Source organism: Ruegeria sp. HKCCA5929 (assembly GCF_013034525.1).
GTDB lineage: Bacteria > Pseudomonadota > Alphaproteobacteria > Rhodobacterales > Rhodobacteraceae > Ruegeria.
On sequence record NZ_WQGE01000004.1, the window covers coordinates 291,798 to 308,794 of the forward strand.

The 16,997-nt window shown below is 57.2% G+C and carries 19 protein-coding genes; 7 read left to right on the forward strand and 12 right to left on the reverse strand.

Going from position 1 to position 16,997, the window contains the following annotated elements; all coding sequences use genetic code 11:
• Window positions 1-11: 11 nt before the first annotated feature.
• From GOV90_RS12455 to GOV90_RS12465, 3 genes are all read right to left on the reverse strand, one after another.
• Complete coding sequence (locus tag GOV90_RS12455; RefSeq protein WP_171092482.1) at window positions 12-749, reverse strand: YbaY family lipoprotein; 738 nt, start codon at window positions 747-749, stop codon at window positions 12-14.
• Window positions 750-844: 95 nt separating this feature from the next.
• Window positions 845-2,623: an SLC13 family permease gene (locus GOV90_RS12460; RefSeq protein WP_171092485.1), complete on the reverse strand. Its 1,779-nt coding sequence runs from the start codon at window positions 2,621-2,623 to the stop codon at window positions 845-847.
• Between the two features lie 87 nt (window positions 2,624-2,710).
• Window positions 2,711-3,526, reverse strand: a complete 816-nt coding sequence (locus GOV90_RS12465; RefSeq protein ID WP_171092487.1) for a TIGR00282 family metallophosphoesterase — start codon at window positions 3,524-3,526, stop codon at window positions 2,711-2,713.
• 133 nt (window positions 3,527-3,659) lie between these two features.
• Here GOV90_RS12465 and GOV90_RS12470 point away from each other — a divergent pair, with 133 nt between their 5' ends.
• Window positions 3,660-3,887: a DUF333 domain-containing protein gene (locus GOV90_RS12470; protein WP_171092489.1), complete on the forward strand. Its 228-nt coding sequence runs from the start codon at window positions 3,660-3,662 to the stop codon at window positions 3,885-3,887.
• Between the two features lie 3 nt (window positions 3,888-3,890).
• Here the strand turns inward: GOV90_RS12470 and GOV90_RS12475 are convergent, their stop codons facing one another.
• A complete protein-coding gene (locus tag GOV90_RS12475; protein ID WP_171092491.1) occupies window positions 3,891-4,448 on the reverse strand; it encodes a 5-formyltetrahydrofolate cyclo-ligase in 558 nt (185 codons plus the stop codon).
• Window positions 4,445-5,839 (reverse strand): magnesium transporter, encoded by a 1,395-nt coding sequence (mgtE, locus tag GOV90_RS12480; RefSeq protein WP_171092493.1) that lies wholly within the window; start codon window positions 5,837-5,839, stop codon window positions 4,445-4,447. Before mgtE ends, GOV90_RS12475 begins: the two co-directional genes overlap by 4 nt.
• A gap of 139 nt (window positions 5,840-5,978) precedes the next feature.
• On the opposite strand from mgtE, the gene guaD reads away from it, so the two are divergent.
• On the forward strand, window positions 5,979-7,265 hold the full coding sequence (gene guaD, locus GOV90_RS12485; RefSeq protein ID WP_171092496.1) for a guanine deaminase: 1,287 nt from the start codon (window positions 5,979-5,981) through the stop codon (window positions 7,263-7,265).
• Here guaD and GOV90_RS12490 read toward each other — a convergent pair.
• The 3 genes from GOV90_RS12490 to GOV90_RS12500 all read right to left on the reverse strand — a co-directional run bounded on the left by GOV90_RS12490 (window position 7,262) and on the right by GOV90_RS12500 (window position 9,914).
• The gene (locus GOV90_RS12490) at window positions 7,262-8,596 is read right to left on the reverse strand and encodes an 8-oxoguanine deaminase (protein ID WP_171172854.1); all 1,335 of its coding nucleotides are present in this window, start codon (window positions 8,594-8,596) and stop codon (window positions 7,262-7,264) included. The two genes, guaD and GOV90_RS12490, sit on opposite strands and share 4 nt — an antisense overlap.
• A 114-nt stretch (window positions 8,597-8,710) precedes the next feature.
• The gene (gene hisN, locus GOV90_RS12495; RefSeq protein WP_171092499.1) at window positions 8,711-9,502 is read right to left on the reverse strand and encodes a histidinol-phosphatase; all 792 of its coding nucleotides are present in this window, start codon (window positions 9,500-9,502) and stop codon (window positions 8,711-8,713) included.
• 40 nt (window positions 9,503-9,542) lie between these two features.
• Window positions 9,543-9,914, reverse strand: coding sequence for a helix-turn-helix domain-containing protein (locus GOV90_RS12500; RefSeq protein ID WP_171092502.1), 372 nt, complete (start codon window positions 9,912-9,914; stop codon window positions 9,543-9,545).
• Window positions 9,915-10,244: 330 nt separating this feature from the next.
• Between GOV90_RS12500 and GOV90_RS12505 the strand changes: the two genes are divergently transcribed.
• Complete coding sequence (locus GOV90_RS12505) at window positions 10,245-11,201, forward strand: NADPH:quinone oxidoreductase family protein (RefSeq protein WP_171092656.1); 957 nt, start codon at window positions 10,245-10,247, stop codon at window positions 11,199-11,201.
• Between the two features lie 6 nt (window positions 11,202-11,207).
• On the opposite strand, the gene GOV90_RS12510 is transcribed toward GOV90_RS12505, so the two are convergent.
• On the reverse strand, window positions 11,208-12,089 hold the full coding sequence (locus tag GOV90_RS12510; protein ID WP_171092504.1) for a LysR family transcriptional regulator: 882 nt from the start codon (window positions 12,087-12,089) through the stop codon (window positions 11,208-11,210).
• A 127-nt stretch (window positions 12,090-12,216) separates the two neighbouring features.
• On the opposite strand from GOV90_RS12510, the gene GOV90_RS12515 reads away from it, so the two are divergent.
• Together GOV90_RS12515 and GOV90_RS12520 are read left to right on the forward strand one after the other, a co-directional pair.
• On the forward strand, window positions 12,217-12,426 hold the full coding sequence (locus tag GOV90_RS12515; protein WP_171092506.1) for a DUF1127 domain-containing protein: 210 nt from the start codon (window positions 12,217-12,219) through the stop codon (window positions 12,424-12,426).
• A 183-nt stretch (window positions 12,427-12,609) separates the two neighbouring features.
• A complete protein-coding gene (locus GOV90_RS12520) occupies window positions 12,610-13,347 on the forward strand; it encodes a Bax inhibitor-1/YccA family protein (RefSeq protein WP_171092507.1) in 738 nt (245 codons plus the stop codon).
• Window positions 13,348-13,477: 130 nt separating this feature from the next.
• Here GOV90_RS12520 and GOV90_RS12525 read toward each other — a convergent pair whose 3' ends face one another.
• The 3 genes from GOV90_RS12525 to GOV90_RS12535 form a co-directional block, all read right to left on the reverse strand.
• Entirely contained in the window at window positions 13,478-13,984 is a 507-nt protein-coding gene (locus GOV90_RS12525; RefSeq protein ID WP_171092510.1) for a hypothetical protein, read from the reverse strand.
• A gap of 221 nt (window positions 13,985-14,205) precedes the next feature.
• Window positions 14,206-14,373, reverse strand: a complete 168-nt coding sequence (gene rpmG, locus GOV90_RS12530; RefSeq protein WP_037309480.1) for a 50S ribosomal protein L33 — start codon at window positions 14,371-14,373, stop codon at window positions 14,206-14,208.
• 127 nt (window positions 14,374-14,500) lie between these two features.
• Complete coding sequence (locus GOV90_RS12535; protein ID WP_171092512.1) at window positions 14,501-15,208, reverse strand: DUF533 domain-containing protein; 708 nt, start codon at window positions 15,206-15,208, stop codon at window positions 14,501-14,503.
• 266 nt (window positions 15,209-15,474) lie between these two features.
• Here GOV90_RS12535 and GOV90_RS12540 point away from each other — a divergent pair, with 266 nt between their 5' ends.
• Window positions 15,475-16,110, forward strand: a complete 636-nt coding sequence (locus GOV90_RS12540) for a DUF1326 domain-containing protein (protein ID WP_171092514.1) — start codon at window positions 15,475-15,477, stop codon at window positions 16,108-16,110.
• Window positions 16,111-16,123: 13 nt separating this feature from the next.
• Entirely contained in the window at window positions 16,124-16,966 is an 843-nt protein-coding gene (locus tag GOV90_RS12545) for a DUF2182 domain-containing protein (RefSeq protein ID WP_171092516.1), read from the forward strand.
• The last annotated feature ends 31 nt before the right edge of the window (window positions 16,967-16,997 follow it).

The window sequence follows — 16,997 nt, forward strand, 5'->3', positions numbered from 1 at the left end:
GCCTTGCAGCTCTATTTACGGACCAGCTTGATCACAGGCTCTCCCTCAGCATCAAGAAGAGCCAGCGCATCTCCCTCCATCGCAAAGGATGTGATGGCCTGCATCGACTTCAGAAACGCGCGCTCAACCTCATCCAATTCGGGCGGGCAAGCCATGAGGGTTGCGGCCATGTTGTCCGGAAAGGTAATCCGGTTGCCCGAAACCTCTGCCTGACCACTGAAACGGTTGCAGCCGCCACTGCCCCCAAAGGCCCCGCCTTGCCCAAAGCTCAGTTCGGGGCGCCTTTCAGCCTGCAGCGGTGCGCCGTTTAGTGTTGCCGCGACCCATTCGGTGTTCTCAAGTGTTGCGCTTTTTTGGCTTTGAACCTGGACCAGCAACAGGTCAGCCGTGTTCCCCGCTTCGTTTGTCAGGACCGGATAAACCATGTCTGTAGTGAACAACAGCTTTTGCCCCTGCGTGACCGTCGCGCGCACCGCATAGTTGTGCCCGTCCTTGATCAACGCGTCATCATAGGTCAGTTCAAACTGCGCAGGCACACCTGTCAGAGCGTATCGTTGCGCCGAGAGTGTTACGGCTGGTGCATCGGCCAGCGAAATATCCTGAAGCTCGACAAACAGGGTTGCGTCAGGTGGAAGCGCAATACGCTCGCGGTAGGTTGCAGTTCCCTCAACCGTACCAGCCATTGCGGCACCGCTGATCATGGTTGCAATTGCTGCGCCTGCCAATGTGGCTTGGGCTGCTGTCAGCATGGCAATTCCCCTTTGCAAATCACATTCACAAAAGATTGTGTGTCGCCCGGAATTTACAAGCCTATCAGTTTACGAGTGGCGATTCCGCGCCGACATTAGATAGGCCAGATCAACGGGATAAGCAGAGATGCGAGCAATCCGACCGTCAGGTTCAACGGGACGCCCACCTTCAAGAAATCGGTAAACCGATAGCCGCCGGGACCGTAGACCATCATGTTCGTTTGATAGCCGATCGGCGTTGCAAATGATGCCGAGGCCGCAACCATGACAGCGACGACAAGGGGGCGCGGGTCCATCCCAACAGCCTGAGCCAGCCCGATTGCAATCGGTGTAACAACGACGGCCACGGCATTGTTTGAGACCAGCTCGGTCAGGACCGACGTCAACAGATAAACCGCCCATATGATCAGGAACGGCGGCAAGGCACCTAGCCCGGGCGCAACAGCCTCGACAATCAGCGACACCGCGCCAGAGTTGTCCAGTGCTGCACCGATGGCGAGCATCGCAAAAATCAATGCTAACAATCGGCCCTCCACAAAGGAAAACGCTTCGTCCGCGTCAATGCAGCGGGTCATCAGGACCACAGCGACCGCTACAATCGACAACAGAAGGATCGGCGCGATGCCCAGCGCGGCCAGGGCGACAATCCCGACAAGCGCACCAATTGCAATGGGTGCGTGACGACGGCGGAAAGCCCGAGCGGACGGTTGTGTAACGTCGACCATGTCCATTTCCGCTGCAAGGCGCTGGATGTCTGAGGGTGCACCTTCCAGCAGCAGGGTGTCACCGACGCGAACCACCAGTTCGTCCAACTGGCGACCGATGTTTTGATTGCGGCGATGAACGGCCAAGACATAAACGCCATAGCGCCGGCGCAGTCGCAGCATGCCCAAGGCCCGTCCCACCATCCGGCAACCGGGCGTGATCAGCACCTCAACCGTCTTGGTTTCAACGGCAGACACCTGGTCCACGCGCTTGAGTTCCTTGTTGCTTTGCAAGCTCAACAACTCGGTCATCTCGGTCCGCAACACGACACGGTCGCCGACCCGCAGTTCGACGCCTTTCAGGTTACGCCGCAGGGATTCATCCCCTCGGAGAACATCGATCAAGCGTACACCCGGCCGCTTGAACAATTGAACACCTGTCACCTCGCGCCCAATGAGGTTGCTGTCTGGCGGAATGACGGCCTCGGTAAAGAACTTCATCTTCGACCGGTCGCTGAGCAGCGACGCCATGCTGTCGCGCTCGGGCAAAAGCTTGGGCGCAATGAAGCGCAGGTAGAACATCCCATAGATCACAAGGACGATCCCCAGTGGCGTGACTTCGAAGATTGTAAAGGGTGTCATCCCTTGTGCGCGTGCCACACCATCGACCAGCAGGTTGGTCGATGTGCCAATCAGCGTCAGTGTACCGCCCAGAATGGCGGCATAACTCAACGGAATCAGCAGTTTGGACGCGGGCACATTCAGGGTGCGAGCGATTTGCACAAAAACCGGAATCATGACCACCACAACTGGCGTGTTCGACACCACAGCCGAGGCCACAACAACAAACCCCATGAGCAAACCAATCGCGATACGTGGGTTCACCTGCGCCTGCTTCTGCGCGGTTGAAGTGAACGAGTCCAAAGCCCCCGTTCGCACCAAGGCACCCATGATGATGAACATCGCCGCAATGGTCCACGGCGCAGGATTGGACAAAACCGCCAATGCGCTTTGATAGGGCAGAATGCCTGTGACAAGCATCAACGAGACGCCTCCGATGGCCACGACTTCGGTCGGATACACCTCGCGCAGGAACATGATGAACATGCCCGCAACAATAAGCAGCGCCAGAACTGCGCTGCCCGTGTCTGTCAGTGAAAGGAAATTCATTCGTGGTATTCTGTCCGAACCCGGGCCCAAGCGCCTGATGACATGCAGTTTCACGCATTGCGCGCAGCAGAGCAAGCCTGACGTTGATTATTCGGGCCCAGCCTGCTCCAAACGCCCGCCGACGCGCACCATTTGAACAGATTTGGCCTGACCGTCACGATCATCGGTCTCCACGAACACGCCGCTCAGCGTGGCTTCACCGTTTGCAGGGGTGAACCGCGCCTTGGGCATACCCGTGATAAATCGGCGCATCGGTTCCTGCTTGTCCATCCCGATGACCGAGTCGTAGTCACCGCACATACCGGCATCTGTCAGATACGCTGTACCGCCCGGTAGAATCTGAGAATCCGCGGTCGGAACATGGGTATGTGTCCCGACCACAAGGCTGGCACGCTTGTCGCAGTAGTGGCCCATCGCCATTTTCTCGGACGTCGCCTCGCAATGCATGTCCACGATAATGGCTTGCGCCTGCCCCCCGCGAGGATGCGACTTCAGGATCGGTTCGATGGCCGAGAACGGATCGTCAAAGGGCCGTTTCATGAAAACCTGCCCAAGCACCTGCACGACCAGAACCTTGCGCCCACCCGGTGCATTGAACAGCCGATGACCCCGCCCCGGCGCGCCTTTGGCAAAGTTCACAGGGCGCACGATGCGCTGCTCTTTCTCGATATATTGCAACATGTCCTTCTGGTCGAAGGCATGATCACCGAGCGTCAGGCAATCCGCACCCGCATCCAAAAGCAGCTTGGCGTGATCGCCGCTGAGTCCCATACCGTTCGACGCGTTTTCACCGTTGACCACAACAAAATCCAGCCGCCATTCGTCGCGCAGGCGCGGCAAGTGCTGCTGAACGGCGGCGCGACCCGCGCGCCCCATGACGTCACCAAGAAACAAAATCCTCATGATCCGGGTCGTAGGGGCTGTGCAGGGCAATAACAAGGCGGAAGCATGAAATTTGCCGCCAAGTTGAGGGTTGAATTCACATTCACCTGTGGCAATGTTTTTAAAGAGCGTTTGAATATAGAAGGAATTCTTCGTGAAATCTTTAGTTCTACTGACGGCCAGCGTCTTGTTTGCTTCGGCTGCCGTTGCCGAAGGCACCAAAACCTCCATGCCCAACCCCGCAGCAACTTTTTGCATCGAAAACGACGGGACGTATCAACTTCGGAAAAACGAAGATGGCAGCGTCTACGGCGTCTGTATCCTTAAAGACGGCACCGAAGTGGATGCCTGGGATTACTTGCGCAGCCATTTCGAGCAATAACAGCTAGAAGGTCAGCACCCGACTTTCCGTGATGACCATGTCCAACGGTTGGTCTGTTGGCTCCAACGGCAGGCCCTCGGCCTCTTGCGCGTCAAAGGCGAAACCGATGGCCAGCGTCGGGCGTTTGGCGCGCAAACCTTCTAGCGTGCGATCATAGAACCCGCCGCCATAGCCCAGCCGACCGCCATTTGCATCAAACGCGACCAGCGGCACGACCAGAATCTCGGGATCGAAATAGTCATCCACCTCGGGCACTTTGGCACCAAACGGGCCATCTTTCAGCGCACCTTCGGGTGTCCAGCGAGAGAATTTCAAAGGTTGACCAGCGGCCTGAATGACCGGCACGCCAACCGGCCCGTAAGCCGATGCCTCGGCCATCGCGGGCAGAGGGTCGATCTCGGTTCTGATGGGCATATAGCCTGACATGGGTACGCCCCGGTGCCCCGCCAGAACCTCGGACAACCGTCCGGCTGCACCGGGCAAACGCGTATCGAATGCAGCCTTGCGGCGCGCAAAGGCCGCCTTACGGGCTGCGGCTTTGATTTCGGTCAGATCGGTCACAAGAGCACCACGCTGGCAAGGCCAAGAAAGATGAAGAACCCCATGACATCCGTTGTAGTCGTCACAAAGGTTCCGGACGCCAGCGCCGGGTCAACACCCAAACGGTCCAGCACGACAGGTACTACCGTACCCGCGAACCCGGCGATGATCATGTTCACGACCAAGGCCGATCCGATCACGACACCCAATAGCGGAGAGTCAAACCACAACATCCCCACGGTACCCAACACGATGGCAAAGCACAGCCCATTGAGCATGCCGACCAACAATTCGCGCCGGATAACACGCATCACGTTTGCATTGGTCAGGTCTCGCGTCGCCAAAGCACGCACCGCCACCGTCAGCGATTGCGTGCCCGCATTGCCCCCCATCGAGGCCACAATCGGCATCAGTATGGCAAGTGCGACCAGTTGATCAATCGCAGCCTCGAACTGTGAAATCACCAGCGAGGCACAGATCGCGGTACATAGGTTAACCGCCAGCCAAGGCAACCGCCGCCGACTGGTCGCTGCGACACTGTCGGAAATAGAGCTTTCGTCACTGACACCGGCAAGACGCAGGATGTCTTCTTCGTGTTCTTCATCCAGAACCACCATCGCATCGTCGATGGTGATGACACCAACCAGACGTCCATCTGCGTCCACAACCGGGGACGAGATCAGGTGGTACTGATTGAAGGCATACGCCACGTCCTCCTCGTCCTGATCGACAGGGATGATGTGGAACTCCTCTTCCGTCAGATCATGCAACGGCACCTCACGTCGGGCCGCCATCAGCTTGCCCAAAGTAACCTGCGCCACTGGCTTCAGGCGCGGATCGACCAGCACCACGTGATAAAACTGCTCGGGCAGATCATCATTGGCGCGCATGAAATCAATCGTTTGCCCGACGGTCCAATGCTCGGGCGCCATGACGACCTCGCGCTGCATGAGACGGCCGGCCGAATTTTCAGGGTAGGACAGCGCCTGTTCGGCGGCGATCCGTTCGGAATCCTCCAGCGCATCCAGGATGGTTTCCTGCTGAGGTTCCTCAAGGTCTTCCAGCAGGTCAACGACGTCGTCGCTTTCCATCTCGCGCACAGCGTCCGCCAGAACATCAGGCTTCAGAACCGAGATCACCTCTTCCCGAACCGATTCATCCAGTTCGGACAGGATGTCGCCGTCAAATTCCTTGTCATACAGGCGGATCAGGCGGGCCCGGTCAAACGGGTTGATCTGTTCAAGAAGGTCAGCGATGTCAGCCGCGTGCAGCGGCTCCATCAACTCGATCAGCTTTTCGCGATCATCGATATCCACCGCATAGAGGATCGCAGCCACGGCTTTGGGATCCAGCGCGTAAGCGTCGTCCTCCCGGGGCAGATCGTGTCCGGCTTCGTCACTGCCTGTCGTCATGCGCTGCCCCCTTTATTCGGCGATTGGCTTCTAAATAGAAGAAGCAGCTACCGGAAAACAATGACAATGCGCCGATTTACCCACTTCTTTCGTCCGCCTATGCTGATGCGTGGTTCCAAACAGGTGGAGAACAGGGCAAATGGCGCAAAAGACGCTTTTGAAAGGGCGCGTTCTGAGCTTTATCGGCTCACCCTTTGACGGAGAGCCGACCGACGCCACGCGGTTGGACGAAGCGGTTGTGATAGAAGACGGGCGCATCGCAGATGTTGGCGCCGTCGATGCTTTGGCGCTGGCTCATCCTGATGCGGTCACCAGGGATCACGGTAATCATCTGATCCTGGCCGGTTTTGTTGACCCGCATGTGCATTACCCGCAGACGGCAATGATTGCCAGTTGGGGAAAGCGGCTGATTGACTGGCTGAACACCTACACCTTCCCGGAAGAAATGAAGTTTGGCGATCCCGTCTATGCAAGTGAAATCGCCAATCGCTATCTGGATCTGACCACCGCACATGGCACCACTACGATGTGCAGCTTTTGCACAATCCACCCCGAAAGTGTGGATGCATTCTTTACGGCTGCGCAGCAACGTGGACAGCGGGTGGTGGCGGGCAAGACCTGCATGGATCGCAATGCGCCCGAAGGTCTTCGCGATACGGCTCAGACCGCCTATGACCAATCTGCCGCGCTTCTGGAAAAGTGGCACCGCATTGACCGGCTGTCCTATGCCATCACCCCGCGCTTTTCGCCGACCTCAACCCCCGAACAGCTTGAGGCGATGGGCGCGCTTTGGGCAGAGCATCCTCATTGCCTGATGCAAACCCATCTGAGCGAGCAAACAGATGAAATCGAATGGGTCCAGTCTCTGTTCCCCGACGCGCAGGACTATCTGGACACCTACGAGAAGTTTGGCCTGCTGGGTCAAAACGGCCTGTACGGGCACGTCATCCATCTGGAGGACAGAGAGCGCGATCGGCTGCGCGAAGTTGATGCCTCACTGATCCACTGCCCCACTTCGAACACTTTCATCGGGTCGGGTCTGTTTGACATGAATGGGCTAATCCATGATGGCCACCGCATCGGTCTGGCCACGGATACAGGCGGCGGGTCCAGTTTTTCGATGCTGCGCACAATGGCGGCGGCCTATGAAATCGGCCAACTGCGTGGCCGCCCGCTGCATCCGGCGCAATTGCTATGGCTGGGCACCGTCGGGTCCGCGCGTAGCCTGCGCATGGACGACTGCATCGGCAATGTCGCACCGGGGATGGAGGCGGATCTGGTTGTGCTCGACCTCGCCTCGACCCCTGCTATCGCCCAGCGCGAGGCCCATGCAAACGATGTGTGGGAGGCGATTTTCCCGACCATCATGATGGGTGATGATCGGGCCGTGGCCGAGGTTTGGATCGGCGGGCGACAGGCTGCTTAAGCCTGCAACGCCCGCGCAAGCGCATTCTGACGCTCGATCACACGGGGCAGATCAATCGTTGTGATCTGCCCGTCCCGTACGATCTGACGACCTTCGACAAACAGATGCTTAACGGTCATCGGCCCCGCGAGAAGCAATGCGGCAGGATCCCAACTGCCCGCGCTTTCGATGCTGCCTGTGTCCCACACCGCGATATCCGCGCGTTTGCCAGGCATCAGCCGCCCACAATCAGTGCGGCCCAGCACATCGGCCCCGCCACGCGTCGCGATCTCCAACGCTTCGCGGGCCGACATGGCATCTGCGCCATTGGCCACGCGCTGCAGCAGCATGGCCTGCCGGGCTTCCAGCATTAGGTTGCCATTGTCGTTGCTGGCTGACCCATCTGCGCCAAGGCCGACCTTGACGCCCGCGTCGCGCATCGCACGCACCGGTGCGATGCCGGAACCAAGGCGGCAATTGGAACACGGGCAGTGGGCCACGCCTGTTTTGGTGCGTGAAAACAGATCAATCTCGGCCCCATCCAGTTTGACGCAATGGGCGTGCCAGACATCGGGGCCGGTCCAGCCTAAATCTTCGGCATACTGACCGGGGCGGCACCCGAACTGCGCCTGCGAATAAGCAATGTCCTCATCATTTTCAGCCAAATGCGTATGAAGCATCACACCTTTGTCTCGCGCCAGCAAAGCTGCATCGCGCATAAGATCCCGGCTGACAGAGAACGGTGAACACGGGGCAAGGCCAACGCGGCACATCGACCCTTCTAACGGGTCATGAAACGCGTCAACAACACGGATCATGTCGTTCAGAATGGCGGTTTCGTCTTCCACCAGAATGTCCGGCGGCAGTCCACCGTCGCTCTCGCCGATGCTCATCGCGCCACGCGTTGGGTGGAACCGCATCCCCAGCTCGGACGCAGCAGAAATCGTGTCTTCGAGCCGCGCGCCGTTGGGGTAGAGATAAAGGTGATCGGAGCTGAGCGTACAGCCCGACAGCGCCAGTTCAGCCAAGCCAATCTGGGCAGAGGTGAACATCTCATCCGGTCCGAACCTTGCCCAGATCGGGTAAAGCGTTTGCAGCCACCCAAACAGCAACGCATCCTGACCGCCCGGAACGGCACGGGTCAGGGTTTGGTAAAGGTGGTGATGGGTGTTCACCAGACCGGGCGTCACCAGGCAGCCCGAGGCGTCGTGAACTTCGTCCTGCGTCTGCAAGCCCATCCCGATCCGGGCAATCTGCCCATCACGGATCAGAATGTCAGCCCCAGACAATTCCCGCCGGGTGTCATCCATCGTCAGGATAAGGTCAGCGTTCTTGAGTAGGATTTCGGTCATATCGCTCTCCTGCATCTGCCCGTTTCATGCAAGGAGTGCGTTGGCCGGCGGAAAACGGGCTCAAGAACCGGCTATATACGGTTTAACCGCCATTCGTGTGCGCGGCAACAGTGTTCAGAAATGGCGCAGGATCTTAAGGGCTGCGGCGTGAAGCTCTGCGTTCGCGGCAGCCAAGGCACGACCACCATCATGCGCTGGGCCACCTTGCCAATCTGTCACGATCCCGCCTGCCGCTTGAATGACCGCTATGGGCGCTTGAATGTCGTAAGAGTTCAAACCTGCTTCGATCACCAGATCCGCCTGCCCCGCCGCAAGCAGCGCATAAGCATAGCAATCCATTCCATACCGCGTCAGTTGCACCTGCTCGGATACGGTCTGAAACCCTTTCCGGTCTTCCAAGGTCCCAACTTCGGGAAACGTAGTAAACAGAGTTGCCTGATCCAGTGTATTGGTATCGCGGGTTTTCATACTGCGGGTGCCCAACGGACCAGAAAAATGAGCGCCGGATGGCGATCCCAAAAAGCGCTCTCCGATATAAGGCTGATCAATGACCCCCATGAACGGCCCATCCTGATCGCTCAGCGCAATAAGAACGCCCCAGGTTGGTGTGCCACTGATAAATCCGCGTGTGCCGTCAATAGGGTCCAGTACCCAGGTCCGGCCGCTGCTGCCTTTAAGCTCACCAAACTCTTCACCCAGAATGCCGTCTTCGGGGCGGCGCAGGGCTAGAACCTCTCGCATCGCCTTTTCGGCTGCACGGTCGGCCACCGTCACAGGATCAAACCCGTCGGTCAGCTTATTTGCTGTTTCCAGATTGGTTTGACGAAAAAAAGGAAGAATGGCTGCGCGCGCTGCGTCAGCCATTTCTTCGGCGATTTCGATGTCGTTCAAAGCTGTCGGTTGCATGGCCCACAGGTGCGAGCAACGCCCAACAAAGTCAAGTCACTCAGGCGACGTCGCTGAGAACCCGCGCCAGTTCGAACAGACGGCGGCGCTGGTTTTCCGGAATCGCATAGTAAGAACGCACCAGATCCAGCGCTTCCTTGTCGCCCATAAGATCGGCAGGAACGGATTTCTTTTCCGCGTCGCTTTTTTGGGCTTCTTCCAGTCCTTCGAAGAAAAAGCTGACCGGCACTTCCAATGCCTCGGCGATGTCCCAAAGGCGGGATGCGCTGATTCGGTTGGCTCCGGTCTCATATTTTTGGATCTGCTGAAACTTGATACCAACTTGTTGCGCCAACTGCTGTTGGGTCATGCCAATCAGCCAGCGGCGATGCCGAACGCGCTTGCCCACATGGACATCGACGTGATGAGTCATTGGTATTCTCCTATACTACACAAACATCTGCGTGGGAGGTCGCGACGTCCGCTATCGCATGCATAGAGGGTTCCCCTTAATTACCCCCTAATACGGACTGTACCGCCCCCTACACAGCACTAAGCGTTTATAATGCCGGTTTTTGAATTTTTTTCAAGACGGTTGAGTCACACACCCTTTAGAAGGGTTGTGGTTGTATAATGAATTACCCAACGCTCCGGATGGCAATGTTGACAAAGGACCTTTTGCTTTCCGGTGCCCGCCGTCATGCTAAATTAATTGACTTTCGCCAACTCACGCGCGCCTATGACCCAAAATGCGAGGAAAGTGATGCGGGCCTATTGCGTTCAATCTGACGGAGCAGCGGCGCAGTTGTGCAATCTTGATGTCCCGGTTCCGGGCCCGGGTCAGGTGCGTGTGGCGATCAAGGCTTGTGGCCTGAACTTTGCAGATCTTCTGATGCAAAAGGGCACGTATCAGGACACGCCCCCTGCCCCGTTTACGCTGGGTATGGAAATAGCGGGTGTCGTGGATGAGGTCGGGCCGGACGTGTCAAGTTTGATGCCGGGGGACCGGATCGCAGTCTATTCTGGGAAGGACGGGCTTGCAGAATTCGGCGTTTTTGACGCGGATCGAGCGATCCCGTTGCCAGATGCCATGCGTTTCGAAGATGCCGCAGCGATACAGATCGCCTATGGCACCAGTCACATGGCGCTGGATTACAGGGCCAGATTGCAACCGGGCGAGACGCTGTTGGTCACCGGTGCGGCGGGCGGCGTTGGTTTGACAGCTGTCGAGATTGGCAAACTTATGGGTGCCAGGGTGATCGCGCAGGCGCGCGGTACGGAAAAGCTTGCCGTCGCCCAGGCCGCAGGGGCTGATCACCTGATCGACACCTCAGAAGACCTGAGAGAGCGCGTCAAAGCGTTGGGCGGCGCAGACGTCGTGTATGACGCCATCGGCGGCGACGTGTTCAAAGCCGCCTTTCGCGCCACCAACCCCGAGGGCCGCTTGCTTCCGATTGGTTTTGCCGGGGGCGAGGTTCCACAGATTCCGGCAAACCACTTATTGGTTAAGAACCTGACCGTTATCGGTTTCTATATCGGCGGATACCTGAAATTTCGCCCCGAAGCTGTGCGCAACAGCTTCGAGACCCTTTTCCAGTGGCATGCAGAAGGGCGGATCAAACCGCATATCAGCCACACTCTACCGCTTGATGACGTCGCCTATGGAATGCAACTGCTGAAAGAGCGGAAGTCGACGGGCAAGATCGTGATCACGCCCTGATCGCTTTTACCCCGCCACCGCGCGCAGCTGTGTACCACCTAGCATCCGGAAATTCTGACGCACCAACTGCGCCAACGCCTCGACGACTGCGCCACGGCCCGACTCGCCGCCATAGAGGTTGATCTTGTGGGCCGGCAAGTCAGGCAATGCGCCGCCGGATTCGATTTGTTCAAGGTGCGAGGCTTCGGTTCCGTCCAACATGGCGTGAACTGCAAGATCGGCACTGACCGTGGCTTCAATCGTCCGGTCATTCTCGGTTTCCACTGACAGCTCCCACGGGATTCCGGCGGCATCCAGTGCCGAGATTACTTGTGGCCGGAACAGACACCTACGTCCAAGCGCCAGTGGAAGCGGCTGTTTGCGCCAAGCAGACCCGCCCGGCGCACCTATCCAGCGCAAAGGAAGCTCGGCTATGGTTTCTGAGCCCTCAGCCGTGGATGGCTCAGTTGTCAGGATCAAGTCGCATTCACCACGCTTGTACATGTCTTTCAGCTGGAGCGAATACGACGACACCAATTGCACACGCACACGCGGAAAATCCACGTTGAATCGCTGCAAAACCCGTGGGATCGCCGGATAGACGATGTCATGGGGCACACCCAGAACCACTTCGCCCTCGAATGCCTGATCCGTCAAACGACTGATGACTTCATCATTCAGGGCAATCATCCGGCGAGCGTAAGCCAGCAACTGCTCGCCCGAGGCTGTTAACGCGATGGTGCGACCGCTGCGATCCAGCAATTCCAAACCCAGCAGTTCTTCCAACCGCTTTAACTGCATGGAAACCGCGGATTGCGTGAGGTGCAAAAAACCAGCGGCGCGCGTGACACCGCCCTGATCCGCAACTGCCACGAAGGATCGTAGGGTCGTAATGTCCAGATTTCGCATCTTCACGATTCCTTATGCGTGTCATCAAAAATATTCGTTTTCAAAATATGTCATATGCCTCCATATCAATCAAGGAAATTGATGTCGGACACAGAAAGCATCGAAAAACCTGGAAAGGACAAAGATCATGACCCAAATTGCACTTCATACGACTTGCAGCCCAGCCAAACTGTCCCTGATGTCGCGGTTTTTTCGGGCATTGGAACTGAACCGGCAGCGTCGTGAACTGGCACAACTGGATGATGCCGCGCTTGAGGACATCGGAGTGACCCGCGCTGAGGCCTCTGCCGAGGCGCGTCGGCTCTTCTGGGATGCGCCTGATTTCTGGAAAAGATAAGTTCAAAACTCACTTTTTAACGGCGATGGGTGGCTTTGCATCACCTGTCGCCGAATTTGTTGCGTGTTTTAGTCGGTTTTCGCCCGGAATCTCTTGAAACACAGCCTCTAGTTGCCGATATTTACGGGGAAACCGCCCCGCACAGCCGGGGCGACTAAACTTTTCGATAAGGGAGACCCTTTGATGGCACAATTCGACACGATCCGGACGGCATCCGGCGCGCGCGCCGCCGAGATTGATGAGGGCCTGCGCGCCCATATGAACAAAGTCTACGGCACAATGTCCGTGGGCATGTTGATCACGTTCGCCGTGGCCTGGGCCGTTGGTTCAAACCCTCAATTGCTTTCGGTATTCCGTGATCCGGTCACGCTGAGCCCGAACATCCTGGGTTGGATCATCATGTTTGCTCCGCTGGCCATGGTGTTTGGCTTTGGTGCCGCAATCAACCGGTTGTCGGCAGCGGGTGCCCAACTGTTCTTCTACGTCTTCGCGGCGGTCATGGGCCTGTCGCTCAGCTGGATATTTGTTGCCTTCACCGGCATTTCGATTGCTCAGGTCTTCCTGGTAACCTCAATCGCCTTCGCCGGGCTGTCGCTTTACGGCTATGTCACCAAGAAAGACCTGTCGGGCATGGGAACGTTCCTGATGATGGGCGTGATTGGTCTGGTTGTTGCAATGGTCATCAACCTTTTCCTGCAATCGCCTGCCGTTATGTTTGCCGTATCCATCCTGGGCGTTCTGATCTTTGCGGGTTTGACCGCTTATGACACCCAGAAAATCAAGACCACTTACCTTCAGATGGCCCACGCAGGCGATCAGGAGTGGTTGGGCAAAGCCGCAATCATGGGCGCGTTGAACCTGTATCTGGACTTCATCAACATGTTCATGTTCCTGCTGCAACTGCTGGGTAGCCGCGAATAACAGCTTATTCTCTAGTCGAAAGGGCCGGTCATTGACCGGCCCTTTTCTTTTTAGCCCGTCATTTTTTCCAATCCCCAGAATCAAAATAGCCCCACCAATCAGGTGAGGCCCTATTCCCGGTTTTAACCGATCAGCTACAATTCAACGGAACGGCAAAACCGGAACTCCGCTCGGATGTACCTTTGCGGAATACTCCGCCCGCTGGCAGGCATCCGGTGAATCGCTCGGTTTCTTCCGCAAAGCCGATCCCAATCGAATTTTCGACTGTCACGCTGTTGGTTCCAGTGCGTAATACGCCGAACAACGTTCCGTTGACGCTGACAGTGCTTAGGAACAGGTCAGTGTCGCTGCCTTCGAGCTGAACAGCTGTATTCGGCGACTGTCCGCCACTGTTGATTGCCGCCGATGCCACTTTGGACGGATCGGTCTCATCGACCAGCAAAGTCATGGTCGGAATCTTTGCCAGTTCTGCAGGAACGTTTGTGGCCTCTGGAAGAAAGGCAACAGCGCCCGGTACATCAGAGATAGTGCGCGGCTCCCCATCAATTCCGGTGAATCCGACACCTTCGCGGTTAAACGGATCTTCACAGGCCGCGAGGGTCAGGACGGCGAATGTGGACAACAAGATTTTTTTCATGGCGCTCAACATTTTGTGGCGGTTTGCTGAAGCGTACTGGCAGGGTGCCGTAAAAAGCAAGCCAAGGTCGATGCGATTGCCCTAACCGCTGATGCGCCGCTGCAACGGAGGCGCATCAGATTGCCCCAGACTTTTCACCACTGGGCCGCGGAACTGAACAGAAAAAAAGGGCCCTGCCAATCAGAGCCCCTTTTAAAATAATGTCCACGTGGAAAGGCAGATTACTTAATCTTGCCTTCCTTGTACTCAACATGCTTACGAACGACCGGATCGTATTTACGAATGGTCATTTTCTCGGTCATGGTACGCGCGTTTTTCTTGGTCACGTAGAAGTGGCCCGTGCCCGCGGTCGAGTTCAGGCGGATCTTGATTGTCGTCGGCTTCGCCATGGTTATCTCCTGCGTCCGAAAAGGCAGGGGCCTTTCGGTTGAATTCCTATGAGCGTGCGCTTTTACGCGCTGCACCAACTATGTCAAGGCCAATCGGCCTATCCTGCAGTGGGAATCCTTCCCGAGATCAATCCGTCAGGGTCGGGGCCCCCATATACGTGTGAATCTGGTCTCTTTCCGCGTCTGAGAGGCCCAGCGCAGTGGACAATTGCCGCAGGTAAGACGCTTCGCGCGCGTTATCCAGACGAATGGCGGCAAGAGATGTGGCGTAGATTTGTGCTCTCAGCGGCGCGCCAGAATCAGCAGCCAATCCCATGACATCAATCGGTGCATTCAACTGCTCTTGTACAAACGCCCGTTCCTCGTCGCTGATGTCGTCGCCCAATTCACCCAGGATGATTTCTTTTTCGTGATCATCCAACTCGCCATCCGCCTTGGCCGCCTGAATCATGGCGCGCAGCATCAGTTTGGCTTGTGCTTCCATCGCTGCGCCAGCCGGGGTGCCACTGAACACAGTTTCCATCATGTCACCGGTCTGTTGGTTGGCCGTTTTCGCGGCCCCTTGCATTGCGTTCAACAAGCCTCCTAAACCCGCAGCTCCGGCAGCGCTGCCGCCGAGCCCCATCTTGCCCATCATGTCCTGAAGTCCTGCTGCACCTCCGGGCAAGCCAAATTGCTCGGCCATTTTGCCCAGCTGGTCCATACCAAATTCACCACCCGAGCCCTGCATCATATCCTGAAGGCCCGCCATTCCACCCATTTTCTGATACTTGTCCATGCCCTTTGCGGCAGCAAACCCGATGGCCACAGACGCCAGCGTTTTCAAAAAACTCATAATCAACCTCCCGGATTAAAATCTGTGCCTCAAACCTAACAGCCGAACGTAAAATCGAATACCGCATTCAACTCACGCGCGATTAGACCTCGTAGTAAAGCCTGTATTTCACATCTTAACCGGAGTCATGTTTGTACATATCACGAGTTTGTGATACGTTCGAGCATCCAAGAAGCCAAATCCAGGCTCGATTTCCGAGGCAGCATGTGCGGGATCGCCCCGCGTTGAGCAGAGTTGTTTTACACGACTTTTCTTGGGGGGTTATCATGACAGAATGGGTTATTCAGGCCGAAGAATTGGCCAATTGCAATTGCAACTTTGGCTGCCCTTGCCAGTTCAGCGTTTTGCCGTCTCATGGCAATTGCGAGGCGGTCGTCGTCTTCGACATTCAAAGCGGCCACTATGGCGACACTGATCTGGGGGGTCTTCGGGCGGCAGGTGTTTACCATTGGCCGGGACCTATTCATGAAGGCAACGGTCAGATGCAACTGATCATCGATGAGAGCGCCTCGGCCGATCAGCGGGCCGCCTTGCAGGCAATCATGACCGGAGAAGACACCGACGAAATGGCCACATTCTGGTACGTCTTCAGCGCGATGGCCCCGACCAAGCACGAAACACTGTTCGTTCCGATCGAGTTGGACTGGAGCCGCGAAGATCGCAGCGGGTATGCAAAGGTCACGGGTGTTTTCGACGTTGAAGTCAGCCCAATTCCCCATATCGTCTCTGGCGCGCCACATCGGGCGGCGATCCAACTGCCAAACGGGTTCGAATACCGTCAGGCCGAAGCTGCGTCGGGTTCGGCAAAAACCACCGGCAGCAAGATAAGCCTGACCTTTGATGCCACGCACGCACATCTGGCGCATCTGAACATCTCGGGTCACGGCGTATTGGGCGCTTAAACTTGGGTGCCTCATGACAAGGCAACACTCCTCGCACCACGCCGGAGCCGTTGAACGGCTGTTGCGACAGGACACTGTGATCGTTTTGGGCAGCGTTCTGCTGATCGTTCTTGCTGCCGCGTGGTACACGGTGGCCGGGGTTGGCATGAATATGTCCGCAGTTGAAATGACGCGGATGGCGGGCCCGATTGGCGAGCCCATGACCATGGGTTCTGCCACAGCCTGGAGCATCGGTTACGCCCTGCTGATCTTTCTTATGTGGTGGGTCATGATGATTGCCATGATGACCCCAAGCGCTGCGCCTGCTGTGCTTTTGTTCACCGCGCTCAAGCGCGTAGGGCCAGACAAAGCGCGTGCCGCGACATTCAGCTTGTGCTTTCTGTCGGGCTATCTGGTGGCGTGGGCTTCCTTCAGTCTTGCCGCAACCGCCTTGCAATGGGGGTTAGAGCATATCGGACTGTCTGACGGTCCGATGATGACAATAAGTTCCGGCGCCTTTGCAGGAATCGTTTTGCTGGCTGCGGGCGCCTATCAATTTTCGGAGCTGAAGACCGCGTGCCTGCGTCATTGCCAAAGCCCCGCCCGATTTCTGGCGGACCACAACCACCCCGGTCTTTTGGGGGCGTTCAGAACCGGCGGCCTGCATGGCACCTATTGCTTGGGGTGCTGCTGGGCTTTGATGCTGCTGCTGTTCGTCGGCGGCATCATGAACCTGTACTGGATCGTCGGCATTGCCGCCTATGTGGCGCTTGAAAAACTGCTCCCCACCGCCCGTTGGCTGGTTCCGGTCTCGGGTTTGGCACTGATCGGTGCAGGAGTTTGGTTAATCGCGGCCCCGTTTCTTACCGGCGGCTGACACCAATCGGCCCAAGGGGCCAGCCGATGCA